Here is a 21,680-nt window from a genome sequence, read left to right on the forward strand (position 1 = left end):
AATAAACTAGTAAATGGAGATGATAGCATGTCTGGAAATAAGGCAGTTGTTTATAGTAAACCGGGAATTGTTGAGGTACGAGACACAGCTTATCCAGACTTGGTGTTGAAGGATGGGCCGGGTGTCAATCCTTTAAATGTAGGACGCAAATGTGAGCATGGGGTTATTCTGAAAGTCATTACAACCAATATATGCGGAAGCGATCAGCACATGGTTAGAGGAAGGACAACAGCTCCATCCGGACTTATCTTAGGCCATGAGATAACAGGTGAAGTTATTGAAGTGGGGCGTGATGTCGAGTTTATTAAAAAGGGTGACTTGGTCTCTGTTCCTTTCAATATTGCTTGCGGACGTTGTCGCAGTTGTAGAGAACGGAATACAAATATATGTTTAAATGTTAATCCAGATCGTCCTGGTTCTGCTTATGGTTATGTGGATATGGGTGGATGGGTTGGCGGACAATCCGAATATGTCATGGTTCCATACGCAGACTTTCAGTTATTGAAGTTCCCAGATAAAGAGAAAGCAATGGAAAAGATTCTTGATTTAACGATGCTCTCCGATATTTTCCCAACAGGTTACCATGGTGCGGTTAGTGCTGGGGTTCGCCCGGGTTCAACGGTATATGTTGCCGGTGCAGGCCCGGTAGGTCTTGCCGCAGCGCACTCCGCTCAATTGCTAGGGGCAGCGGTTGTTATCGTCGGTGATTTAAATGCAGAGCGTCTTGCCCAAGCGAAAAGCTTTGGCTGTGAGACGATTAATCTTCGTGAGAACGGTGATTTGGCCGGACAAATTGATCAAATTTTGGGATCTCCAGAAGTAGATTGTGCGATAGATTGTGTTGGATTTGAAGCACATGGGCATGGGAAGGGGCATGGCGAAGCGCCAGCAACTGTATTGAACTCTATTATGGAAGTTACTCGTGCAGGCGGCAGCTTAGGAATTCCGGGACTTTATGTAACAGGGGATCCGGGCGCTGTGGATGAGGATTCGAAAATTGGAACATTGAAAATTCGTTTTGGTCTTGGTTGGGCTAAGTCCCACACGTTTGTAACAGGCCAAACGCCAGTTATGAAATACAACAGAGAATTAATGATGGCGATCATGAGCGGACGTGCACAAATTGCTAAAGCCGTGAATGCCACACTTATATCATTAAATGATGCTCCAAAAGCGTATCAGGATTTTGATCGCGGCGTTTCCCGGAAATTTGTTATTGATCCTCATGGACTCGTTAAATAATGTTGTCTTTATCTAGATCGGATTAACATCATCTATAAATATTACGTTCAAAGGGGCAGGGAAACGTCGACTGAAGTCGATGATTCCCTGCCCCTTTTGTATGAATGCCAATTCGTTTATGAATTTCGATTGCGATAAAGCAAATAAATGAAGAACGGAGCACCGACGCCGGCAGTGAACACGCCGACCGGGATGTCGTACGGCAAAAATGCCGTCCTTGCGACCGTATCCGCCGCGACGACGATCAACCCGCCGATTAGGGCCGACACAGGCAGCATACCGCCATACGATGGACCGACCAGCTTGCGTGTCATATGAGGCGTAATGAGTCCGACGAACGAGATCGCCCCGCCTACCGATACGGCGGCTCCGGCGAGCGCAACGCTAATCATAAGCAGCGTAAAGCGCTGCCGCTGTACGGCGCTTCCCGCGCTTGCCGCGACATCGTCCCCGAGCTGAATCACGTTGATGTTCCGGGCGAATACGAATGCGAGAGGGATGAAGACGACCAGCCACGGCAGGATCATTCCCACAATGCTCCAATCGGTACCGTACACCGTACCCGTCAGCCACACGTAGGCCTGCGAAGCGGTAAACTCCGGGCTTTTGATCAGTATGACTTTGGTGATCGAGCCGAACAGGAAGTTGATACCGATTCCGACGAGTACGAGACGGATCGCCGTCACGCCTTTCTTCCATGCGAGCAAATAGATCAGTAGGGAGGTGATGCCCGCGCCAGCTATCGCGGCAATCGGCAGCCAGGCGATGCTGACCGTCCCCGCCAAAAAGCTGATGAAAGCAACTGCCGCAAGGGAAGCGCCGCTCGTAATGCCGATGATGTCGGGGGAAGCGAGCGGGTTGCGAATAACTCCTTGCAAAATCGACCCGGCGACGGCAAGTGCGGCTCCGACGAGAAACGCGGCAACGATACGGGGGAGACGAAGCGTATGAACGATAAGCCGCTGTTCTTCGGTGCCGTTTCCAAGAATCACGCGGATGGCATCCAAAGGATGAATGCGTACATCCCCAAGCGAAGCGCTTAGCAGGAAGAGGACAACGGAGGCAGCCGCAAGCACGATTGTAAGCATGATTGTTTTCTTCTGAATGAAAAAAGAAACCGGGATTCGCTCGAAGCGGATGTGCATATGGGGTTTCACTTCTTGACAATCCCCTTTCTGGCGATCGCGATAAAGGCTGGAATGCCGATGATCGCGGTCATAATGCCGACAGGAAGCTCTTCCGGCTGGATGACGAAGCGTGCCGCGACGTCGGCTGCGAGCACGAGAATCGCCCCGAGAATCGCGCTGTAAGGAATATTCCAGCGGTAATCATTGCCGGAGAACAAGCGGGCGATCGTAGGCACAATGAGCGCGATGAAGCCGACGGGACCTGCCACCGCTACGGAGCTGCCAGCAAGCGCAACGATGATCAGGCCGGCGGCCAGCTTGATGAACACCGTTCGCTGTCCGAGGCCTTGCGCCGTATCTTCCCCCATCGTCAGCACGTTCATATGCCTTGCGATCCAGAGCGCCCCGATCCATCCTGCTGCCATAATCGGCAGCACGCTCTTCAGCATGTCAAGCGATCTGCCCGCAACTGATCCGGCCAGCCAGAACATAACCTGGTTTAACCCCTGCTCGTCGAGAACGAGCATCCCTTGTGTGAACGAAGAGAAAAGGGCGCTCAGCGCGGCTCCCGCCAAAATGATCTTAAGCGGCGTCAATCCGTCGCGGCCGACCGATCCCAGCAGGTACACTGCGATGGCGGCAATTGCAGCGCCCACGAAGGAAATGCCAGTCAATACCGGCAGCGAGGAGACAGATAGCTGGGTGACGGCGAATACGATGGCGAAAGATGCACCATAATTGATTCCAAGAATATTGGGATCGGCGAGCGGGTTTCTCGTCAATCCTTGAATCAGCGAACCGGCAACGGCCAAGCTGGCACCGATGACGGCCGCGGTAAACGCTCTCGGTACGCGTGAAGTTTGTACGATGATTTGCGCGTCTGATGTCTCGTCATATAGCGTGAAAGAATGGTACACGTCGCTCCAACTGATCATCGTGATGCCAAATGCCAAGCTGGTGAACAAGCAAGCAATCAAGACGAGCAAGCCGAGCACAAGACCGGAGCTCTTAGCGAGGTTTCCAGTGAACAACCTTTCCATGAACGCCGCTCCATTCCCGCGACGCGAGGAAGAATGGACCGTTTCGGCCCATTCTTCCTTGTGTCGCCATTTATATTTCATCGTTTAAATATCGAAGTAGAAGAACAGATCATCCAGCATCATTTTCGCCGCGGTAGCGCCGCCGGACATGTTCCAGGTAATGTCGTTAACTTTGTAATACTTTTTATTTTTTACTGCTTTGAGATTGTTCCATAGTGGATTCTTCTGCCATTCAGCCTGCGTTTTGAACTCGTCCCCACCGCCGTTGCTGGACGTAATGTCAAAGATGATATCGCCGTTGATGAGCGGGATCTGCTCCTGCGAATCAAGATCGATGAACACTTTGTCTGGCGATTGCTGAGATTTCGGCCGTTTCAAACCGAGCTCTTCCAGGATGGAACCTGCAAATCCGGTAATGTAGATACGAGCGGAATTGTCATCATAGAAGCGGACGATCGATACCTCGGCGTTTCGGTCACCGACTTTGGCTTTGAATTCCGCTACACGTTTGTTCCAATCGTTCATGAAAGAAGTGGCTTTGTCTTCTTTATTGAATGCTTTGGAGACAATGTCCATGTTCGTTTTCCATTCGAATAGTTGGTCAACCATTATGGTAGGTGCGATTTTGGACAATTGGCTGTAGATTTTCTCATGGCGAGGCTTCGCTCCGATAATCAAATCCGGCTTCAAGGCGACGATGGCCTCCATATTAGGCTGCAGCTCGCTGCCGAGGTTTTTGACGCCGGCCATATCCGCGCGCAGGTAGTGATACCAAGGAGCTTGCACCCACGATTCAACCGCGCCGACAGGCTTGACGCCCAATGTAAGCGAGATATCAACCATGCCGTTAAACAAGACGACGACACGCTTTGGAACGGACGTGAGTGACGTTTGGCCTAGAGCATGATTAATCGTGCGTTTCGTATCGATATTAACCGTACGTGTGCCGGCGTTCCAGTTGACCCACAAGCTGAACGCTTCGCCGAGGAAACGGAGAGGCACGAGCGTGCGGCCGTTCTTCTCGATGACATTGACGGGAAGCTTAACGGCTTTCCCGTTAACGATTGCTTTATTGCTATTAATAGTTAATTCCACGGTCGTATTGCCCCGCGTGACTTTGAGCTGTTTCGTCTTCGAATTCAGGTTTAAGGTAGCGCCAAATTTGGATGTAATTACGGAGTAGGGGACCATCGTGGTTCCATTAATGACCTGAGGCTGAACATCGAAGCTGAGCTGCTTGCCGTCGAGCACAACTTTGATCGGCGCAGCGGCCGCTGTTGCAGCGAATGGGATGGAGACGATGGCAAGCAAGAAAGAGAGACATAAAGCGATTATTCGGAGCGTTGGTTTAACCATGGGAAACGGAAATCCACCTTTCAAGAGTATGTTATGATGATAATAATTATCACTATCAATTAAATTAGATCATTACTCTCATGCTTGTCAAGAATAATTTACCAAAAAATGATATTCCTTTTAAATGCCCGCCTTGTCGGCTAGTTGTCGAAAGGCTTGATACAGTTCGTAGTCCAGCTGTAAAATTGCGGTCGTGTCGAGCGTTTCAGCGGCTTGCAGCTCATTTAATTTGTCGATTTTTTCTTGCAAAAATTTAAGCATATCAGGATGGGAGGCTTCGACGTCCGATTTCATGCTGTCCCAACTCTTCGAGATTTGAGAGGAGACTTCTGCAATTTTTTTCACGTCGCCGCTCTCAGCTTGCTGCTTCAGGTCTTTGATGAGCTCGCGGATGCTCGGGATGGATGTTTTTAACGCTTGAGTTTCCGGGTCATTAACTGCGGCTATATCTTTATCTTTATCTTTATCCATAATGGAATCGGTAACGGCTTTGCCGATAGAAGCATTGTCTTTCCTCGCTTCCTGCGGCTTCGGGGGCTTAACAGGCTTAACTGCAGGTTTGGTTGTTGACGTGGATTCCTTTTTCGGGGTCTCGGTTGTCGTTGCCGCTGCGGCTTGTGTTTCAGCGACAGGCGTGTCTTGGTTCAATTGATTCGTCTCGGCGTTCTGCTCACTTGGCGTCTGCTCTGGTTGAATGGTCTGCTCGGTCTGGTCGTTTGCAGTTTCCTCGCTCGCAGGCTGAGCCCCTTTCTCTATGTAACGGTTCGATGACGGTGAAGAGCTGCAGGCCGTCATCAGGCACAGCGCTGTTACGATGGCGATTGTAAAAGTAAGTTTCAAGTAAAGTTCCTCCCATGTTATATGATTCGTCGCTTTCTGACTTCAAACGTATTCTAGTGGAAATACCGACCAATTTCAATAACTAATTAATAATGACTATCAATATCATTGACATCGCCTTACCTAGCGATTAAGATTTATGGTAAATAAAGGAGGAGTGCCGAGTGAATGCTCTGGAAGCAAAAGACTTGTCGATAGGCTATGGCGATCAATATATATTTCGGGAATTGCAGCTGTCGATCACCAAGGGGAAAGTCACTGTGTTGATCGGCAGCAATGGCTGCGGCAAATCCACGCTTCTGCGCACGATGGCTCGGCTGCTCAAACCGCAGAATGGCAATGTGCTGCTCGAAGGACAGTCTATTGCGGCGCTTCCCACGATTGAAGTCGCGAAGAGGATGGCGTTGCTGCCGCAGGCTCCTTCGGCGCCGGAAGGACTGACAGTGTTTCAACTCGTCAAGCAGGGGAGGTATCCGTACCAGAGCTGGTTGCAGCAGTGGACCAAGGAGGACGAGATGCAAGTAACCCGGGCGCTTGAGACGACCGGTTTGACGGAGCTGGCCGAGCGGCAGGTAGATTCGCTGTCCGGTGGACAGCGGCAGCGCGCTTGGATTGCGATGGTTCTGGCGCAGGACACGACTATCTTGCTGCTTGATGAGCCTACGACATATTTGGATCTGACGCACCAGATCGAGGTGCTTGATCTGCTCTATTCGCTTCATGAGCGTGAAGGGCGAACGATTGTTATGGTTCTTCATGACATTAATCTAGCCTGCCGTTACGCGCACCATATCGTAGCTATCCAGGATCAAGAAGTGTACGCCATGGGCCCACCGGAAGAAGTTGTGACAGCGGGCATGATTGAAGCCGTCTTCCAGATGAAGTCAAGCGTGATCCAAGACCCGTTGTACGGAACGCCGTTTTGCGTGCCGTATGGCAAGGGCAGAAAAATCTAAGCAAACGAGGGAAAAGCGATGCCGTTTCAGTATACGCCTGAAGAAATCGACGCGTTGATAAAGGATCACCGCTTGGCTCTGGAGCCTTCGGTGGACAGATGGTACTCTATCCCAGCGATCGACCTGCTAAATCGAGACAAAAGCCTGGTTTATCTAGAGAAGGTTGCCAGCATTTTCGAAGCGACATCCAGTAAGGCGAACGCCTCGCTGTTCGCCAAGAGATACAGCTTCTTGATTCTTGCATCCAGCCTTTACGCCATGAGCCGGTATGACAAAAGCCTGGACTATTCAATTGGGAACTGCCATGTTGAATCCTATCATCAAGGCGAGGCCTGGCTGCCAAAGGTACGCTTGGCCAATTGGAATGTCTCTCAGCCCGAGGAGGGCGGCCGCGACGAATGGCGAGACCTTGTAATTCGCAATGTGTTCGCCGACAATCTGGCCAAAGCCTGGCGCGCCATGTCCAAATCAGCCTCGATCTCGATCTCTGTTCTATGGGAAAATACGGCGATCTACGTATACTGGCTGTACGAGAACAAATTTGTCGAAGGTGCCAGCCCGGTCCAGCAAGCGCGAATTCAAGCTGACTATAACTATTTGTGTACCGCAGCCCCAGCGCATCTATTCGGTGAAACGAAAAATCCGCTTACCAAATTCAATAGCCCCAAAGTCGTTACCTGCGCTTCGGAAACGCCTATCCGCATTCGTAAAACCTGTTGTTTATACTATCAGGCCTCGGATGAGCCTAACGATTATTGCGCAACCTGTCCTAAAATAAAACACGAACTGGTATCGATAGGAGGTTAACCGCCTATCGATACTGTTGTTTCGAAGGTATAACCCCCCTATAAATCTGTCTCACCTCGGATATATCCCAGTCTCCACAACAATCTACAAGAGTGCAAGAAAACTCATGAAATTATAAATATTGACAATAACGAACGCTTTCTCTTATGATAAACAAGCAAAATGATATTGATTATCATTATCAAATAAAAGCGACAAAAGCATAACACTACGTTTCGCTTGTCGTCTGGGAGGGTGGCTTTGAAACAGGAGGATCAGGTTCAGAACCCGCAGAACAAACTCATTATGAGCAAAGCTTTAGAATTGGGAATCACCTGTAAGCCGCTGATTCCTGGAAACGAAGATTTTCTGGAGCTATCTTATGAAGGCAAGAGCATCATTATCAACAAGACCAGATCGCACAAAATGCCGCTAATGGCGGGATTGCTGGCCAAGAATAAAGAGGCGACCAATCTTCTCCTGCGAAGACGAGGGCTGCCGGTTCCGGCATATATCGTCGTCTCTGAAATGAGTGAAGATGCTTCGCGCTTCTTATGTGCGCATCGTCTAGTCACGGTGAAGCCGCTGGACTTGAACAGAAGCATTGGCGTGACGCTGGGCGTTCGGTGCGAGGAAGGCTTGGATCAAGCGATTCGGACGGCGCGTCTTCACAGCGAGAGCGTCATGATTCAGCGCTACGTGGAGGGCTGTGATTATCGGGTTTTGGTCATCGCGGGCAAAGCGGTTGGCGTCTTGGAGTACCGGCCCGCGTTCGTCGAAGGTGATGACCGTTCGACGGTCGGGCAGCTTATTAACGGATTGAATGAGCAGCAGCTTAAGCGAAACGCCGCAGGAACGGTCGGTTCGTTCCAGCCGATTGACGCCGAATCGGATATTGTACTCCTCCATTTGCGGGAGCAGGGCAAGAGCGTTCATGAGGTTGTTGAGAAAGGGACGCGGGTAGAGCTATTTGCAAGAGGGAATATAGCGGCGAACGACATCAGCGAAGTGGTGACAGACCGATCCGCTGAAATATGCCGGACAAATATCGATATTGCAATTGAGGCCGCTAAGGCATTGCATGTCGACGTCGCCGGCGTAGATATCCGCTGCAAGGATATCGGCCGTCCGTTGGACGATGAGAATGGAGGGATTTTGGAGGTAAATGCTTTGCCAGATATGATCGATCCCCACATCTTCTTCCTAGGGGATTGTTCAGACGTGGTCAAAATTTATTTGCAATACCTATTCGAGTAATAAAGGAGCGATCGATAATGATATCGGTGAGCGTAGGGAAGACCTATCTAGAGCTGCAGAACGAGAAGGAGTCAAATGCCCAGTCGTATCCGCGTCACTTTCCGCTTGTCATCGACAAAGCGAAAGGTATACTGATCACCGACACGGATGGCAAATCTTATTACGATTGCTTGGCAGGTGCGGGAACATTGGCGCTAGGCCACAACCACGAAGTGATCATCGCGGCTATTAAGGATGTACTGGCGAAGCAAATTCCTCTGCATACACTGGATCTGGCCACACCGCTGAAGCTGGCGTTCATGCAAGAGATTTTCTCGATTCTGCCCGAGCAGTTAAGGAATACAACCAAAATTCAATTTTGTGGCCCGACCGGCGCAGACGGAGTGGAAGCGGCGATCAAGCTCGCCAAAAACGCGACCAAGGGCAAATCTATTCTAGCATTTCAAGGCGGCTATCACGGTTCGACCCAAGCGACGATGGCGATGAGCGGCAACCTGAGCAAGAAGCAGCATTTGCAAAGCTTATTGCCGGATGTACATTTTCTGCCTTTTCCCTACGAATATCGCTGCCCGTTCGGGGTTGGAGAAGGGATGACGGCTCGTATCAGCGCGCAGTATATCGAGAATCTGCTGGATGATTGCGAAAGCGGCATCGCGGCTCCCTGCGGCGTGATCGTCGAGACTGTACAAGGGGAAGGCGGCGCAATTCCGGCCGATATCGAATGGCTGAGAGAATTGCGCCGCATCACCGCCGAGAGAGGAATTCCGTTGATCGTAGACGAGGTGCAGACTGGAATCGGCCGAACCGGAACGATGTTCTCTTTCGAGCATGCAGGAATCGTGCCGGACATCATCGTATGCTCGAAAGCGATCGGCGGCAGCTTGCCGATGTCGGTCGTGATTTACAAGGAGGAATTAGATCAATGGAAGCCAGGGGCTCATACGGGGACGTTCCGTGGGAACCAGCTGGGCATGGCAACGGGGCTCGCAACATTGAAATACATACAGGAATATGGCGTGCTTGCAAATGTGAGAGCGCGCAGCGATCAGTTTTTCAACGCGCTTGATCACTTGCAGGAGAAGGTTGAGGAAATAGGCGACGTACGCGGCAGAGGCCTCATGATCGGCGTCGAAATCGTCGATCCCCGCGGACGCAAGGACCGGCTCGGGCATTATCCGCAGAGCGGTGAACTGGCAGCCAGGATTCAAGAAAGATGCTTCAAGAATGGTCTGATCATTGAAGTGGGCGGTCGCCGCTCGGCCGTCATGCGGTTCTTGCCGCCGCTGACAATCACGGAGCGAGAAACGGCAGAAGTGCTTTCGATTTTCGAGAAATCGGTGATGGAAGCGGTAGAGACGGCGAAATCTACATGCTGATTTTCGCCCAGGTGAAGAAGCATTCCGTGCTGCTCGCGATTCTTATCGGCGCCTTCTCCTTGGTGCTGACGAACAGCGCATTCAATACGCTGCTGCCGAGCTTTGTCCAAACGTACGGGATTTCGACTGCGTTAAGCGGGTGGATCATCATTCTTTATATGTTGGCGATGACAATTACGATGCCTCTGACATCGCTTATCGTGGATCGTCTTGGCCGCAAATGGACGTATATTGCGGGAATCGGATTATACGGATTGTTCTCCATTTTGGGCGGGCTGTTTCACCGCTACGTGGAGGTCGTGTTGATCGTGCGCGTCATGCATGGCGTGGCCGCGGGGTTGATGATCCCCCTTTCCCTTGTACTGTTATTCGATTATTACGGACAAGAAACGAGGGGGAGGGTAGTCGGAATTTGGGGAATGCTGCTGACGATCGCACCCGCGATCGGTCCGACGCTCGGCGGCTTCATCATGCAATTCGGAGAGCTGGAACAGCTTTTCTGGATGAACGTTCCATTCGCTCTGATCTCATTCGTGCTGTGCTGCACGCAGATTCAATCCTATCGGCCGGCCAACAGGAAAACCATCCGCTTTCAAAGTATTGTGATGATTGTGGCCAGTCTTGCAGCAATTAGCCTGAGCATTCAATTCGTATCCAATTCCGCCGTTCCAAAGGCGGTCACATGCCTGCTGTTTCTGGCAGGCGTCCTGATGCTGATTGGCTTTATTCGGAATGAGAAAGCCCAGGAAGAACCTTTGATCCGATACGGGCTGCTGCGCCGCAGCCCCGTTTTCACGGTTGCGCTGCTGATCTCGACGGTGCAGGATGCGGTCATGTTCGGCGTCATCTTCGTCATGCCGCTGATCTTTCAAGACGTTCTTCATCTGTCGCCATTCGTAGCGGGTGCCTTGTTTATTCCGACAGCCGTTTTCACGAGCCTGTTCGTCTGGGTAGGCGGCAATTGGCTCGACGCGGGAAAATCCTTGACATTCATCGCATATGGCATCGTATTTGTCGCGGCGTCCGTGTTGTCTTTTGCGTTCGTACCGGCGGGCGTCTCGCTCATTCTCGTGATTTGTCTGATGGCGTTAAGGGGCATCGGCAATGGATTGTCCGATATGACGATGACGGCGATCGGCCTTCAAGCGTTGCCTGAAGAGGACCTGCACGAAGGCTCTGCGCTGTCCAATACGATCCAACGTCTGGCTTCTTCGTTTGCAGTTATGCTGCTGGCTGTATTTTATGACTTCCGGTGGCAGATGATCGCCCGGTCGGGAGAGACGGCAGCGCGCGCGAAATGGATAACGTTACAAGAGGAGTGCATCGTGTTGGGCATCTTGATGGTCCTGACGTTGCCGCTTGTATTTATGATAAATAAAAAGAGGGCAGGTGCGGTTATCGGACATGGAAAATAACGTACGGACGGGAATCCGCGAACATGCCAACGCGCATGCATGCAAAACGTTGTTGAATTGTTATATCCGGGAGTTTGGCGAACAACCCGCCAGCGGGATAACGCTTCACCCTGCTAACCGGACGTATGCAGTCTCGTTCCCGGCGAGCAGCGCTGCGATTTCGGGCAAGCTTGCATATTATTCGGCAATAGGCGAGCACGAATATTTAGATTTTTACACGAATGGCGGACGTCAGTTGGACTATAGCTCCTTGGTTCGCTATATCGCTGAGGAGCTTCGCCATCGTGATCCGTCAATCGTGCTCGAACGGACCGATGATTTGGCGGAGAAGGTCGGCAACAGCTGCCGGAACATGGTTTTCTACTTAGAGCATTCGGCCGGCTATCCGGTTCAGGACTACTTGTCCTCCGAACAATCCTTGATCTACGGGCACCCCTTTCACCCTTTTCCGAAGAATACGATAGGATTCACCGAGGAGGAAGCGAGAAGATTTAGTCCGGAACTTCGTGCTTCCTTTCCATTGTGCTATTTGGCTGTGAGAGAAGATGTCTATCTGGAGGAATGGGTGCTTGGCAGCAGTCGGGTCGAACTCCCCGGAAGCGTCGAAGCGATAGCGAGACAGGTGCTTCGGGAGAAGAGGGACGCATACCGTGTGCTGCCGGTCCACCCTTGGCAGTATGAACATGTGCAGACGGTTCAAGAAGTGAAGGCCTATATTCGGGAAGAGAAGATCGCCCTGTTGGGAAGCTACGGCCCGATTGCCTATCCGACTTCTTCGGTGCGAACCGTCTATATTCCCGATATGGCTTGCAACATCAAGCTGCCGTTAAACATTCAAATTACCAATCTGAGAAGAAACAACAGCCGAGAGCAGATGCGTCGAACGTTGGATGCGTCGAACTATCTGCTGCAGAGGAACTGCTTCGGAGACGAGGAGGCAACGCGGATCGCTTATGAGGAAGGCGTATGCGGCTGCCATTTCGATGACGAGAATATTTCCAAATTATTGACCGTCGCGTATCGCAGGGTTGAATTCGACGTGGCGTCAACCTATGTGTTGTCGAGTCTAATCGAGGCACCAGTGCCGGGCGAGCCTTGCCGGTTATTCGCGTTGATCGACCGGCGCGTTCCCATCGAAAGCTGGTTCCGCTGTTACCTCAGCATCTCCCTTCTGCCGATCGTCCGCGCGGCGGAAGAGCATGGCATTCATTTCGAAGCACATTTGCAGAATACCTTGCTTACGATCAAGGACGGCATGCCGCATGCATTTGTAATCCGAGACTTGGAAGGCGTTAGCGTGAATAGGGAGAAGACCTTGCCAAGTGCGGACGTGACAAGCCCTCTTTTTTATGAGAAAGAACAATGCTGGGCGCGTACGGACTACTACTTTATCGTTAACCATCTCGGTTCTTTAATACACGCGATAGCTAGGGATGTCCAGGTGGAAGAAGTGTGGTTGTGGGCGATCGTGCGGGAGGTTTTGACGGAAGCGTATGCGGAAACGGGGAACGAATACGTTTTTCACTTGCTGACGGCGGATGTGTTTTATGCGAAGAGGAATTTAATCAGCTGCCTTGCAGGGAACAGCGAGACGCCGTCTTACGCGCCCGTAAACAATGCAATGAAGACAATAGGGAGTGAAGCGAATGGAATCAACAAGCTGCTTGTCAAATGAAGCGAAGATTACCTCCTTGGATGAAGTCGTAGAGAGAATCATGCGACAGACGATAGAAGCTTTCCTGTTCGAGCAAATTATTGACGCCCTGCGACAGGGAGAGGTATGGCAGTTTACAGGTAGAACGACGAACGGGGCGACGGTCTCCTATTCGTGCTTGGCGGAGGAGAAAGCGTCTTTTGGCCGCGTAAAGCTCGTCAAACACTCCATCCGAAGAGAGGGGGAGCCTTGCGCCGATCTTTACCGGTTTCTCGAAGAGGTCGTTGCGAACAGCTTAGATGGAGCGTATGTTATGCAGTTCGTGGGCGAGCTGCTCGAGACGATGGCGAAGGATCATCAAGTCAAGACGTCCCAGCCAGAGCGCGTCCCGGAGCAAGATCGGCATTATGAAGCACTAGAGAGTCATATGGCGGACGGGCATCCGTATCATCCGAGCTACAAGTCGAGGATAGGATTTTCGCTGGCAGATAACGAAGCCTATGGGCCGGAATTTAATCATGCCGTCGCGCTGCATTGGGTAGCGGTTCATGACAGGCTTGCGGATATCTCCGTTTCGGACGAGACGGCTGCAGAGGCGATCAATATCAATCATCTGACGGATGAAGACAGACAAACGTTCAATAGCTTACTGGAAGCAAAAGGCTGCGATGCCGGGAGATACGTGTTTATTCCCGTGCATCCATGGCAAGCGGAGCATCGGATCCCCACGCTCTTTGTTCAGCAGTTGACGAACAAAGACATCGTGTTGCTAGGCGCGTCGCAAAGCCCGTATCGGGCGCAGCAGTCGATTCGGACGTTATCCCGCCGGGACGATGCAGGCGCCGCTTATATTAAACTTGCGCTGAGTATTACCAACACGTCGACGAGCCGCATTCTCGCGCATCATACGACGCAGAACGCTCCGAAGATCAGCAACTGGCTGCAGCGGATTATCCAAAACGACGCGCTGCTCGGCCGTGAGAGATTTCAAATTTTAAGGGAAGTGATGGGCGTCTCGTTTCGATATGAAGCGCTGCCGTCGATTGCGCAGGGATTGGTCTACGGGACGCTTGGCGCCATTTATCGTGAAAATTTATCCACTTACCTGACGACCCAAGAAGAAGCCTGGCCGTTAAACGCTGTGTCGCTCGTGCAGCGAAACGGAGAGTCATTTATCCAGGCCGCGATAAATCGTTACGGTGTGGAAACGTGGAGCGCCGCGCTGATCAAAGCAGTGACGCTTCCGATCATCCATCTGCTGTACGCCCATGGTATCGCGCTGGAATCCCATGCACAGAACATCATTCTCGTCCTCGAGAACGAGCTGCCGACCCGAATCATCGTAAAAGACTTGCATGACGGCGTTCGCTACGTTCCTGGCCAGCTGCTACATCCGGAGTGGGCACCGATGCTTCATCCTGAGCCGGAGACGCATCGCAAATTCAACCGTTACTCGTTCCTTCAGGCGGAAACGGCTTCGGAAGTGAGAGATTACACCTATGATGCGTTCTTCTTCATCTGCATGACGGAAATCGGCTTCACGCTCGAGAAATTTGGGCTCAGTGAAACGGACTTCTGGCGCAAATGCACGGAAACGATCCTCACCTATCAGAACGATCACCCGGAATACAAGGAACGGTTCGAGCTGTTCGATCTCTTCTCCGAAGACGGTCTCATTGAAGAGATGACGAAGCGGCGTATCTACGGCGACGGCGAATTGTATTTCCGCAAGGCAAATAACCCGCTGAAGCGGGCAAAGGATGCCTTTCAATGAGAAGGAATAGGTTGAAGGAAAAAATTAGCGCGGGCGAACCGGTCTTTGGACTGTTCGTCTCGATTCCTCATCCGATCGTCGTCGAGCTGATCGGCCATGCGGACTATGACTTCGTTATTATCGATTACGAGCATGCATCGACGAACATGGAAACGATCGAAGAGCTGATTCGCGCGGCGGAGCTGCTCGATCTGACGCCGCTTGTCAGAATCTCCAAGGTGGATCGTGGTGAAATTTTAAAGGTGCTCGATTGCGGCGCGCAAGGCATCGTTATACCCCACGTGGAGAGCAGAGCCCAAGTCGAGGAGGCTGTGCGCTTCGCCTATTATCACCCGATTGGAATGAGGAGCTTGAACAGCGGCCGACCGGGTGTTTTCGCGAAATACTCTTTATCAGACTATACTGCAGAAGCAAACCGGGAAATTTTGATCGTTCCTATGATCGAAAGCGTCGAGGGTGTGAATCGCCGCGAAGAGATTTTGTCCGCGCCGCATGTCGGCTTCGTCTTGGAAGGGGCAGCGGATTTGTCGCAATCGCTGTCGATGCCTTGGGAGACCGAGCACCCGGAGGTGCAGCGCCAGTTAGAGCTTGTGCAGGAGACGGCAGCGAAATTCGGTGTGCCTTATGCGGCCGTATCGCGAAACACGGCTGGCCATCTCCGGTGGGCGGAGCGGGGCGTCAATATTTTCGTGCTGGGGGACGACCGGAACACGGCTTTCCGCGCCTATTTGAACAAGCGGAACGACTATCGAAAGGTGATGGAGGAACGGAAATGAGCAAGGAAATCAATCGATTGATTGCAGAATGGAAGGGGGCGAGCCGTGAACCAGTCTGCGCGTACGTGTACGACTTAGCGGGCATTCGAGCGCATGTTGCAAGCATGCTGCAGATGATGCATGCGCAAACCAGCTTGTTCTATGCGATCAAAGCCAATCCGGACAAACGGATTATTGAGGCACTGCTGCCGCTCGTGAAGGGCTTTGAAGTGGCGTCCATCGGCGAATTGTTAAAGGTACGGGAGGTGTCTGCCAGTGTTCCGATTCTTTTCGGCGGTCCAGGGAAGAAAGACACCGAACTTGCGCAGGCCATGCGCAGCAACGTGACGTATTTCCATGTGGAAAGCCTGCTGGAGCTGCAAAAAATTATCGAACTGGCGAAGATTTTGAATCGGCCAACCGAAATTTTGCTTCGGGTCAACTTGAGAACGAATACGCTGCCTCAAACGAAGATCGCGATGGGTGGCCGCCCGAGCCCGTTCGGGCTCGATGAACCGTTGATCGAAGAGGCGATTGCGTTCCTGAAGGAGCCGGGCAATACGCATGTTCGCCTATGCGGCTTCCATTTTCATTCCCTCTCCAACAATGTGCTGGCCGATTTGCATGTGGATATGGTGTGTCTCTATTTGCAGAAAGTGGAGGAATGGAAGCTGCGCTATGAGCTGGACGTCAAGGTCGTGAACGCGGGAGGCGGGTTCGGTGTGACATACGACGGCGAGCCGGGCTTCGATTGGGCGAGTTTCACTTCGCTTTTGGCGCAGAGCGAGGAAATGGGCCGTCTAGGGGATATGCAATTGTTCTTCGAGCCGGGCAGATTCATCGTGGCCGATCACGGTTATTACGTGGCCGAGGTCATTGATATCAAGCGGTCGCACGATCAATCTTTCGCTGTCATTCGAGGCGGTACTCATCATAACCGGCTGCCGGCTTCGTGGGGGCATAATCATCCGTTCCGCGTCGTGCCAACGGAGGAATGGTCCTATCCTTTCGCACGCCCGGAGACAAAAGGCGGCAGCGTAACGATCGTCGGCGAGCTGTGTACGCCGAAGGATCGGCTGCATGCCGATGCCGAGCTTGAAAGTCTGCGTGCAGGAGACGTTCTCATTTTCGAGAAGTCGGGAGCTTATTGTTGGACGATTTCCCATCATGATTTCCTGGGTCATCCGCACCCGGCATTTTATTATCTGACGGAAGAGGGACAGATATGAAGAAGGACATTGTAATTACGCTATCGCCGCAAAGCCTGTCTGCCGCTGAGCGCCGAATTCGGAAAGAGCTCATGGACGCTTTTCTGGCGGAGCGGCTTATAGTCATCGATGATGAAAATACGAAGATACTATCGGAGGCGCACGAAGAGGTGCGAAGCCTTTACCCCGGCGTGCCTCATGCTTCCGTCTATACTGGCGATATCTGTTTTCTCATTGAGTCCAGCTATAGGCAAGGAGTTCAGTGGTCGGTAGATACGCCTATTTATAAAAAAGAGGGGGCGGGCTGGACCGTTGTCGACTTTCCCGTGGAGATTGGCCGTCTTGTACTGCTGCAAGCTTTATCCAAGGAAGCGTACGCCCATCCGGGCGTGGCAGATTTTCTGGAGGCGCTGAACGTCGCAGTCAATCAACTGAGCCTAAGCTTGGAACAAACGGGAGAGCACCTCGACTTTGCGCCTAAGTCGGCCTACGAGTGGTTCGTTAAAGGAGAGCGGCTCTCCTCCTTGCGCGATCGGCCGTTCCATCCGTTGTCCAAGGCGAAGATCGGATTCACGGATCAGGATTATCAAGCATACATGGCGGAGTTTGGGAATACGGCTGCGCTTTATTGGGTTGCCGTCGCAAACGATGCCGTGGCAAGCGGATGCGATGTGGGGGAAGTGAATTGTCTCGATGTACTCGACGAACAATCGAGAACGAGCATCGAGGAAGAGCTTGCGCGAAAAGGGATCTCGAAGGAGGCGTATACGCTGCTTCCCGTTCATCCGTGGCAGCTCCGCAACCGAATATTGCCGGGTTTTCGGCGTGAGCTGGAGGAAGGAACCGTCGTCCTTCTGGAGACGCAGACGGGCGAGTTTTTGGCGACTTCATCGGTGCGTTCATTCGCGCTAGCCGCCGAATCGACGAAAATGCTGAAGCTTCCGATCAGTGTGAATTCGTTAGGGGCCGCGCGGTACTTGCCGGTCGTGAAGCTGCTGAACGGGCTTGCTGGAGAGCGTTTGCTGCGCCAAGCGGTGGCAATCGATGAGACGCTTGCGAGTCGAGTCTTCCTATGCGAGGAGAAGCATTGGTGGGGCTATTTGCCTCCGGCGATGGGATTATTCGACGATCATCCGCGCCATCTTGCCGCTCAAGTCAGAATCTATCCTAAGGAGATATTGGAAGACGGATATAAGGTTATTCCAATGTCAGCTTTGGGAGTAACGAGGAACGGCAGCCATTTCCTAACGGAAATCAGGGGCGGGAAGCCGTCCTTGGAAGAAGCTGTTTGTTTCTATACGGATGTAGCGGAAACGTTCTATGACATTGCAATGCGATTGTTCAAGGTCGGCATCGTGCCGGAGATCCATGGACAAAATTGCTGCCTCGTGTTGAAAGACGACAACATCGCAGGCATACTGTTCCGTGATCACGATTCCGTGCGTCTGCATCCGCCTTATCTGGAATTGCACGGAATCGATGACCCTCGTTATCACATTCGGCCGGGTTATTCGAACAGCCTTTACAACGAAACGATCGAGAAATTGATATTTTACGTTCAATCTCTTGGCACACAAGTCAATTTAGCTTCGATTATGGAAGCTATGTCGGAGTCATATGCGATTCCGGAAAAGCGGTTATGGGACATTACGGAGAAGGCGCTGAGGGAGGCCGTATCGCGCATTGATATTCCGGAGGCCGATCGGGACGCGCTGGCGCATGCGTTGTTCGAAAGCGAGACGTGGCCGTCGAAGCTGGTCATCCGTCCGCTGCTAGAAGCTGACGGCGTGCCGGGAGCGATGCCGTCTGGCAAAGGTGTGGGGCATAATCCATTTCGTATAAGGTAAAACATTAATGATTCAAAGCACTATCGGCGGCAGCATGGCAACTCGATTAGCAGCTTTAAGGTTGCCATTATCTAACCATAAAGGATACAAATGAACTGAATGAATGAGCCTCAGAAACCACAATCAAAGTGGAATCGGAGGCTTATTTTTTTTTGATTTCAACACGCAAAGCGGGGGCTCGAAAATGCTGGAATGACTGATGAAGCTGCTTTTTTCAGCTATCTCTTTCAATGATTATAGTGACTCGCTAAAGATTATGGGAGCAAGGTCAAGCAAACTCGCTCGGCGATGATTGTAGACGGTAATTGCTTAGACAAGTTAGTTTTGGTGCTGTAAGAACATATGCGTGCTAACAGCGATCATTTGGATGTAGGCAGGTGGGTTTGAAGGCTCAGTAAGAACGCATACGTTCTTACAGGTGCTTAGACAGGTTAGTTTTGGTGCTGTAAGAACATATGCGTGCTAACAGCGTCCATGCGGACGGAGGCAGTTGGGTTTGAAGGCTCTGTAAGAACGAATACGTTCTTACAGGTGCTTAGATAAGTTAGTTTTGGTGCTGTAAGAACATATGCGAGCTAACAGCGTCCATGCGGACGGAGGCAGTCGGGTTTGAGGGCTCTGTAAGAACGCATACGTTCTTACAGGTGCACAGACAGGTTAGTTTTGGTGCTGTAAGAACATATGCGTGCTAACAGCGATCATGTGGGTGTAAGCAGGCGGGTTTGTGGGCTCTGTAAGAACGCATACGTTCTTACAGGTGATCAGACGGGTTAGTTTTGGTGCTGTAAGAACGCATACGTTCTTACAGGTGATCAGACGGGTTAGTTTTGGTGCTGTAAGAACATATGCGTGCTAACAGCGATCATGTGGGTGTAGGCGGTCGGGTTTGTGGGTTCTGTAAGAACGCATACGTTCTTACAAGTGCTCCTAAATCGAAAAGGAATAGCATCACAAAAATGGAAGGGTCACTTTCAGAGTGAAGGAGTACCAGCACAAAAAGTGGAGATTTCTCCAAATGCGCCCTGCATGTTACTTTAGGTTGGCAAGGCGTTGCTGAACCGAATTATTATTTGCATAAAGAAAGGGGGATTACATTGAAGCAGCATTCGCAGTCAGCAGCTCAGGCTCCAATGCCTGACACGCCGAAGACAGGAACAGGATCAAGCTGGATAACGTCCATGCGGAAGGAATTAACTCGCAATCATTTTCTATATATGCTTCTAGTTCCTGTAGCTATTTATTTATTGCTATTTAAATACGCACCGATGGCCGGAGAGATTATTGCGTTCAAAAACTACCGATTGTCCGAGGGGATTTTTGGCAGCTCATGGGTAGGATTCCAACAGTTCGAGAAGCTGTTTGCAAGCCGTGAATTTTATATCGTATTAAAAAACACGCTGCTGCTCAACCTGTATCATTTGATCTTCGCATTTCCTGCCCCGATTTTGCTTGCGATCATGCTTAATGAAGTGAGGGTGGAGTGGTACAAACGAACGTTGCAAAATCTGCTGTACATTCCTCACTTCATTTCGTGGATTGTTCTTGGCAGTATCATTATTGCACTATTATCACCATCTACAGGAATCGTGAACTACTTACTGCAGGCGTTTGGGATCGAGCCGGTCTATTTTATGGCCGACAAGGTCTGGTGGCCGGTGACGTTCATTGTGTCCGGTATTTGGAAGGAAGCAGGATTTGGGACGATTCTTTATTTGGCAGCGATGGCCTCGATTGATCCAACGTTGTATGAAGCAGCCAAAATCGATGGTGCCAATAAAATAAGACAAATCTGGCATGTCACGCTGCCAGGCATTCGCAGTACAATTGCGATTCTGCTTATTTTGCAAGTCGGTAAAATGATGGATGTTGGATTCGAGCAGGTGTATGCGCTTAGGAATCCAGCTGTAACGAGTGTGGCCGAGGTTATTAGCACCTTCGTGTATACAAGGGGGATTGTGAACTTGCAGTACAGTTACACTACCGCATTGGGCTTGTTCCAATCACTAATCGCGCTCATCCTCATCGTGTCGGTGAACCGGATTATTAAAGCGTTGGGAGAACGAGGATTATGGTAAGGGACGAAAGGAGTGATGCGTTCTGAAGGATGGAAAACAAACCGTTTCATCGATACTATTTCGCTGGTTTAATTACATCTTGCTGGCACTGCTCGCTTACATGGCATTATTTCCGTTCATTAACGTGATTGCAGTTTCATTCAGCAGCAGCAGAGCAATCAATGCTGCGGAAATCTTCATGTGGCCGGTTGAATTCAATGTGGAAGCATATGCAAAATTACTGAAAGACGGCCAATTAATAATCGCAATGAAGAACACTGTCGTGATAACAGTAATTGGAACGGCTTTGAATATGTTTTTTACGATCATTGCAGCGTATCCGCTCTCTAAAGCAAGATTGAAGGGCAGAAATTTCATGCTGATGGCTATTTTATTTACGATGCTGTTCAGCGGCGGATTGATTCCTAATTTTCTGCTTATTAATAGCATCGGACTGACAAACACTTATTGGTCACTTTGGCTTCCAGCTCTTATAAGCGCTTACAATATGTTCGTTATGAAAACATTCCTGGAAGGGCTGCCTGATGAGCTGGAGGAATCCGCTGCCATTGACGGCGCTGGGGATTTCACTATTTTATGGCGAATTATTTTGCCGCTATCCAAACCGGTCATCGCCGCGTTGACGCTGTTCTATGCAGTGGGCTGGTGGAATTCCTATATGAATGTCCTAATCTATATTCGCAGTACAGACAAAGTGTCGTTGATGGTGAAATTGTATCAGATGATAGATTTGGTAAGTCCGGAATTGCTGCGCGGGAGCGGTGAAGGTGTCTCGCAGATTTCGATTACGCCGGAAGGCATTCGTGCAGCAGCAGTCGTATTCGCAATTGTGCCGATATTATGTGTGTATCCATTTTTGCAAAAGCATTTCATTAAAGGCGTGCTGCTAGGCTCCATTAAAGGATAGCTGTCGAAATATATGTAATGAACGGAATATCAAGTGCGCCTTACTGGCGCGTTTCGATATATAAA

The 21,680-nt window shown here is 50.9% G+C and carries 17 protein-coding genes; 13 read left to right on the plus strand and 4 right to left on the minus strand.

Features of this window, described 5'->3' with window-relative positions:
- Window positions 1–27 precede the first annotated feature (27 nt).
- Window positions 28–1,242 (plus strand): formaldehyde dehydrogenase, glutathione-independent, encoded by a 1,215-nt coding sequence (gene fdhA, locus AC0YN6_RS06515; protein ID WP_475745830.1) that lies wholly within the window; start codon window positions 28–30, stop codon window positions 1,240–1,242.
- A gap of 116 nt (window positions 1,243–1,358) precedes the next feature.
- Here the strand turns inward: fdhA and AC0YN6_RS06520 are convergent, their stop codons facing one another.
- From AC0YN6_RS06520 to AC0YN6_RS06535, 4 genes are all read right to left on the minus strand, one after another.
- The gene (locus tag AC0YN6_RS06520) at window positions 1,359–2,399 is read right to left on the minus strand and encodes a FecCD family ABC transporter permease (RefSeq protein WP_475745831.1); all 1,041 of its coding nucleotides are present in this window, start codon (window positions 2,397–2,399) and stop codon (window positions 1,359–1,361) included.
- A complete protein-coding gene (locus tag AC0YN6_RS06525) occupies window positions 2,396–3,409 on the minus strand; it encodes a FecCD family ABC transporter permease (protein ID WP_475745832.1) in 1,014 nt (337 codons plus the stop codon). The genes AC0YN6_RS06520 and AC0YN6_RS06525 overlap by 4 nt, the downstream gene beginning before the upstream one ends.
- A gap of 84 nt (window positions 3,410–3,493) precedes the next feature.
- Window positions 3,494–4,765, minus strand: coding sequence for a stalk domain-containing protein (locus AC0YN6_RS06530; protein ID WP_475745833.1), 1,272 nt, complete (start codon window positions 4,763–4,765; stop codon window positions 3,494–3,496).
- A gap of 120 nt (window positions 4,766–4,885) precedes the next feature.
- Entirely contained in the window at window positions 4,886–5,605 is a 720-nt protein-coding gene (locus AC0YN6_RS06535) for a hypothetical protein (protein WP_475745834.1), read from the minus strand.
- Window positions 5,606–5,769: 164 nt separating this feature from the next.
- Between AC0YN6_RS06535 and AC0YN6_RS06540 the strand changes: the two genes are divergently transcribed.
- The 12 genes from AC0YN6_RS06540 (at window position 5,770) to AC0YN6_RS06595 (ending at window position 21,615) form a co-directional block, all read left to right on the plus strand.
- Window positions 5,770–6,561, plus strand: a complete 792-nt coding sequence (locus tag AC0YN6_RS06540; RefSeq protein WP_475745835.1) for an ABC transporter ATP-binding protein — start codon at window positions 5,770–5,772, stop codon at window positions 6,559–6,561.
- A gap of 18 nt (window positions 6,562–6,579) precedes the next feature.
- Complete coding sequence (locus AC0YN6_RS06545; RefSeq protein WP_475745836.1) at window positions 6,580–7,368, plus strand: IucA/IucC family C-terminal-domain containing protein; 789 nt, start codon at window positions 6,580–6,582, stop codon at window positions 7,366–7,368.
- Between the two features lie 240 nt (window positions 7,369–7,608).
- Complete coding sequence (locus tag AC0YN6_RS06550) at window positions 7,609–8,604, plus strand: hypothetical protein (RefSeq protein WP_475745837.1); 996 nt, start codon at window positions 7,609–7,611, stop codon at window positions 8,602–8,604.
- A 17-nt stretch (window positions 8,605–8,621) separates the two neighbouring features.
- On the plus strand, window positions 8,622–9,980 hold the full coding sequence (locus tag AC0YN6_RS06555) for a diaminobutyrate--2-oxoglutarate transaminase (protein WP_475745838.1): 1,359 nt from the start codon (window positions 8,622–8,624) through the stop codon (window positions 9,978–9,980).
- The gene (locus AC0YN6_RS06560; protein ID WP_475745839.1) at window positions 9,974–11,395 is read left to right on the plus strand and encodes an MFS transporter; all 1,422 of its coding nucleotides are present in this window, start codon (window positions 9,974–9,976) and stop codon (window positions 11,393–11,395) included. The genes AC0YN6_RS06555 and AC0YN6_RS06560 overlap by 7 nt, the downstream gene beginning before the upstream one ends.
- Window positions 11,385–13,070 (plus strand): IucA/IucC family protein, encoded by a 1,686-nt coding sequence (locus tag AC0YN6_RS06565; protein WP_475745840.1) that lies wholly within the window; start codon window positions 11,385–11,387, stop codon window positions 13,068–13,070. The genes AC0YN6_RS06560 and AC0YN6_RS06565 overlap by 11 nt, the downstream gene beginning before the upstream one ends.
- Window positions 13,042–14,823 (plus strand): IucA/IucC family protein, encoded by a 1,782-nt coding sequence (locus AC0YN6_RS06570; protein WP_475745841.1) that lies wholly within the window; start codon window positions 13,042–13,044, stop codon window positions 14,821–14,823. The genes AC0YN6_RS06565 and AC0YN6_RS06570 overlap by 29 nt, the downstream gene beginning before the upstream one ends.
- An 11-nt stretch (window positions 14,824–14,834) precedes the next feature.
- Complete coding sequence (locus AC0YN6_RS06575; RefSeq protein ID WP_475745842.1) at window positions 14,835–15,599, plus strand: HpcH/HpaI aldolase family protein; 765 nt, start codon at window positions 14,835–14,837, stop codon at window positions 15,597–15,599.
- Window positions 15,596–16,807: a type III PLP-dependent enzyme gene (locus tag AC0YN6_RS06580; protein WP_475745843.1), complete on the plus strand. Its 1,212-nt coding sequence runs from the start codon at window positions 15,596–15,598 to the stop codon at window positions 16,805–16,807. The genes AC0YN6_RS06575 and AC0YN6_RS06580 overlap by 4 nt, the downstream gene beginning before the upstream one ends.
- Window positions 16,804–18,633, plus strand: a complete 1,830-nt coding sequence (locus AC0YN6_RS06585) for an IucA/IucC family protein (protein WP_475745844.1) — start codon at window positions 16,804–16,806, stop codon at window positions 18,631–18,633. The genes AC0YN6_RS06580 and AC0YN6_RS06585 overlap by 4 nt, the downstream gene beginning before the upstream one ends.
- A gap of 1,094 nt (window positions 18,634–19,727) precedes the next feature.
- Window positions 19,728–20,708, plus strand: coding sequence for an ABC transporter permease (locus AC0YN6_RS06590; RefSeq protein ID WP_475745845.1), 981 nt, complete (start codon window positions 19,728–19,730; stop codon window positions 20,706–20,708).
- A gap of 79 nt (window positions 20,709–20,787) precedes the next feature.
- Complete coding sequence (locus tag AC0YN6_RS06595; protein ID WP_475745846.1) at window positions 20,788–21,615, plus strand: carbohydrate ABC transporter permease; 828 nt, start codon at window positions 20,788–20,790, stop codon at window positions 21,613–21,615.
- Window positions 21,616–21,680 lie beyond the last annotated feature (65 nt).

The organism is Paenibacillus sp. J22P15 (assembly GCF_056269345.1).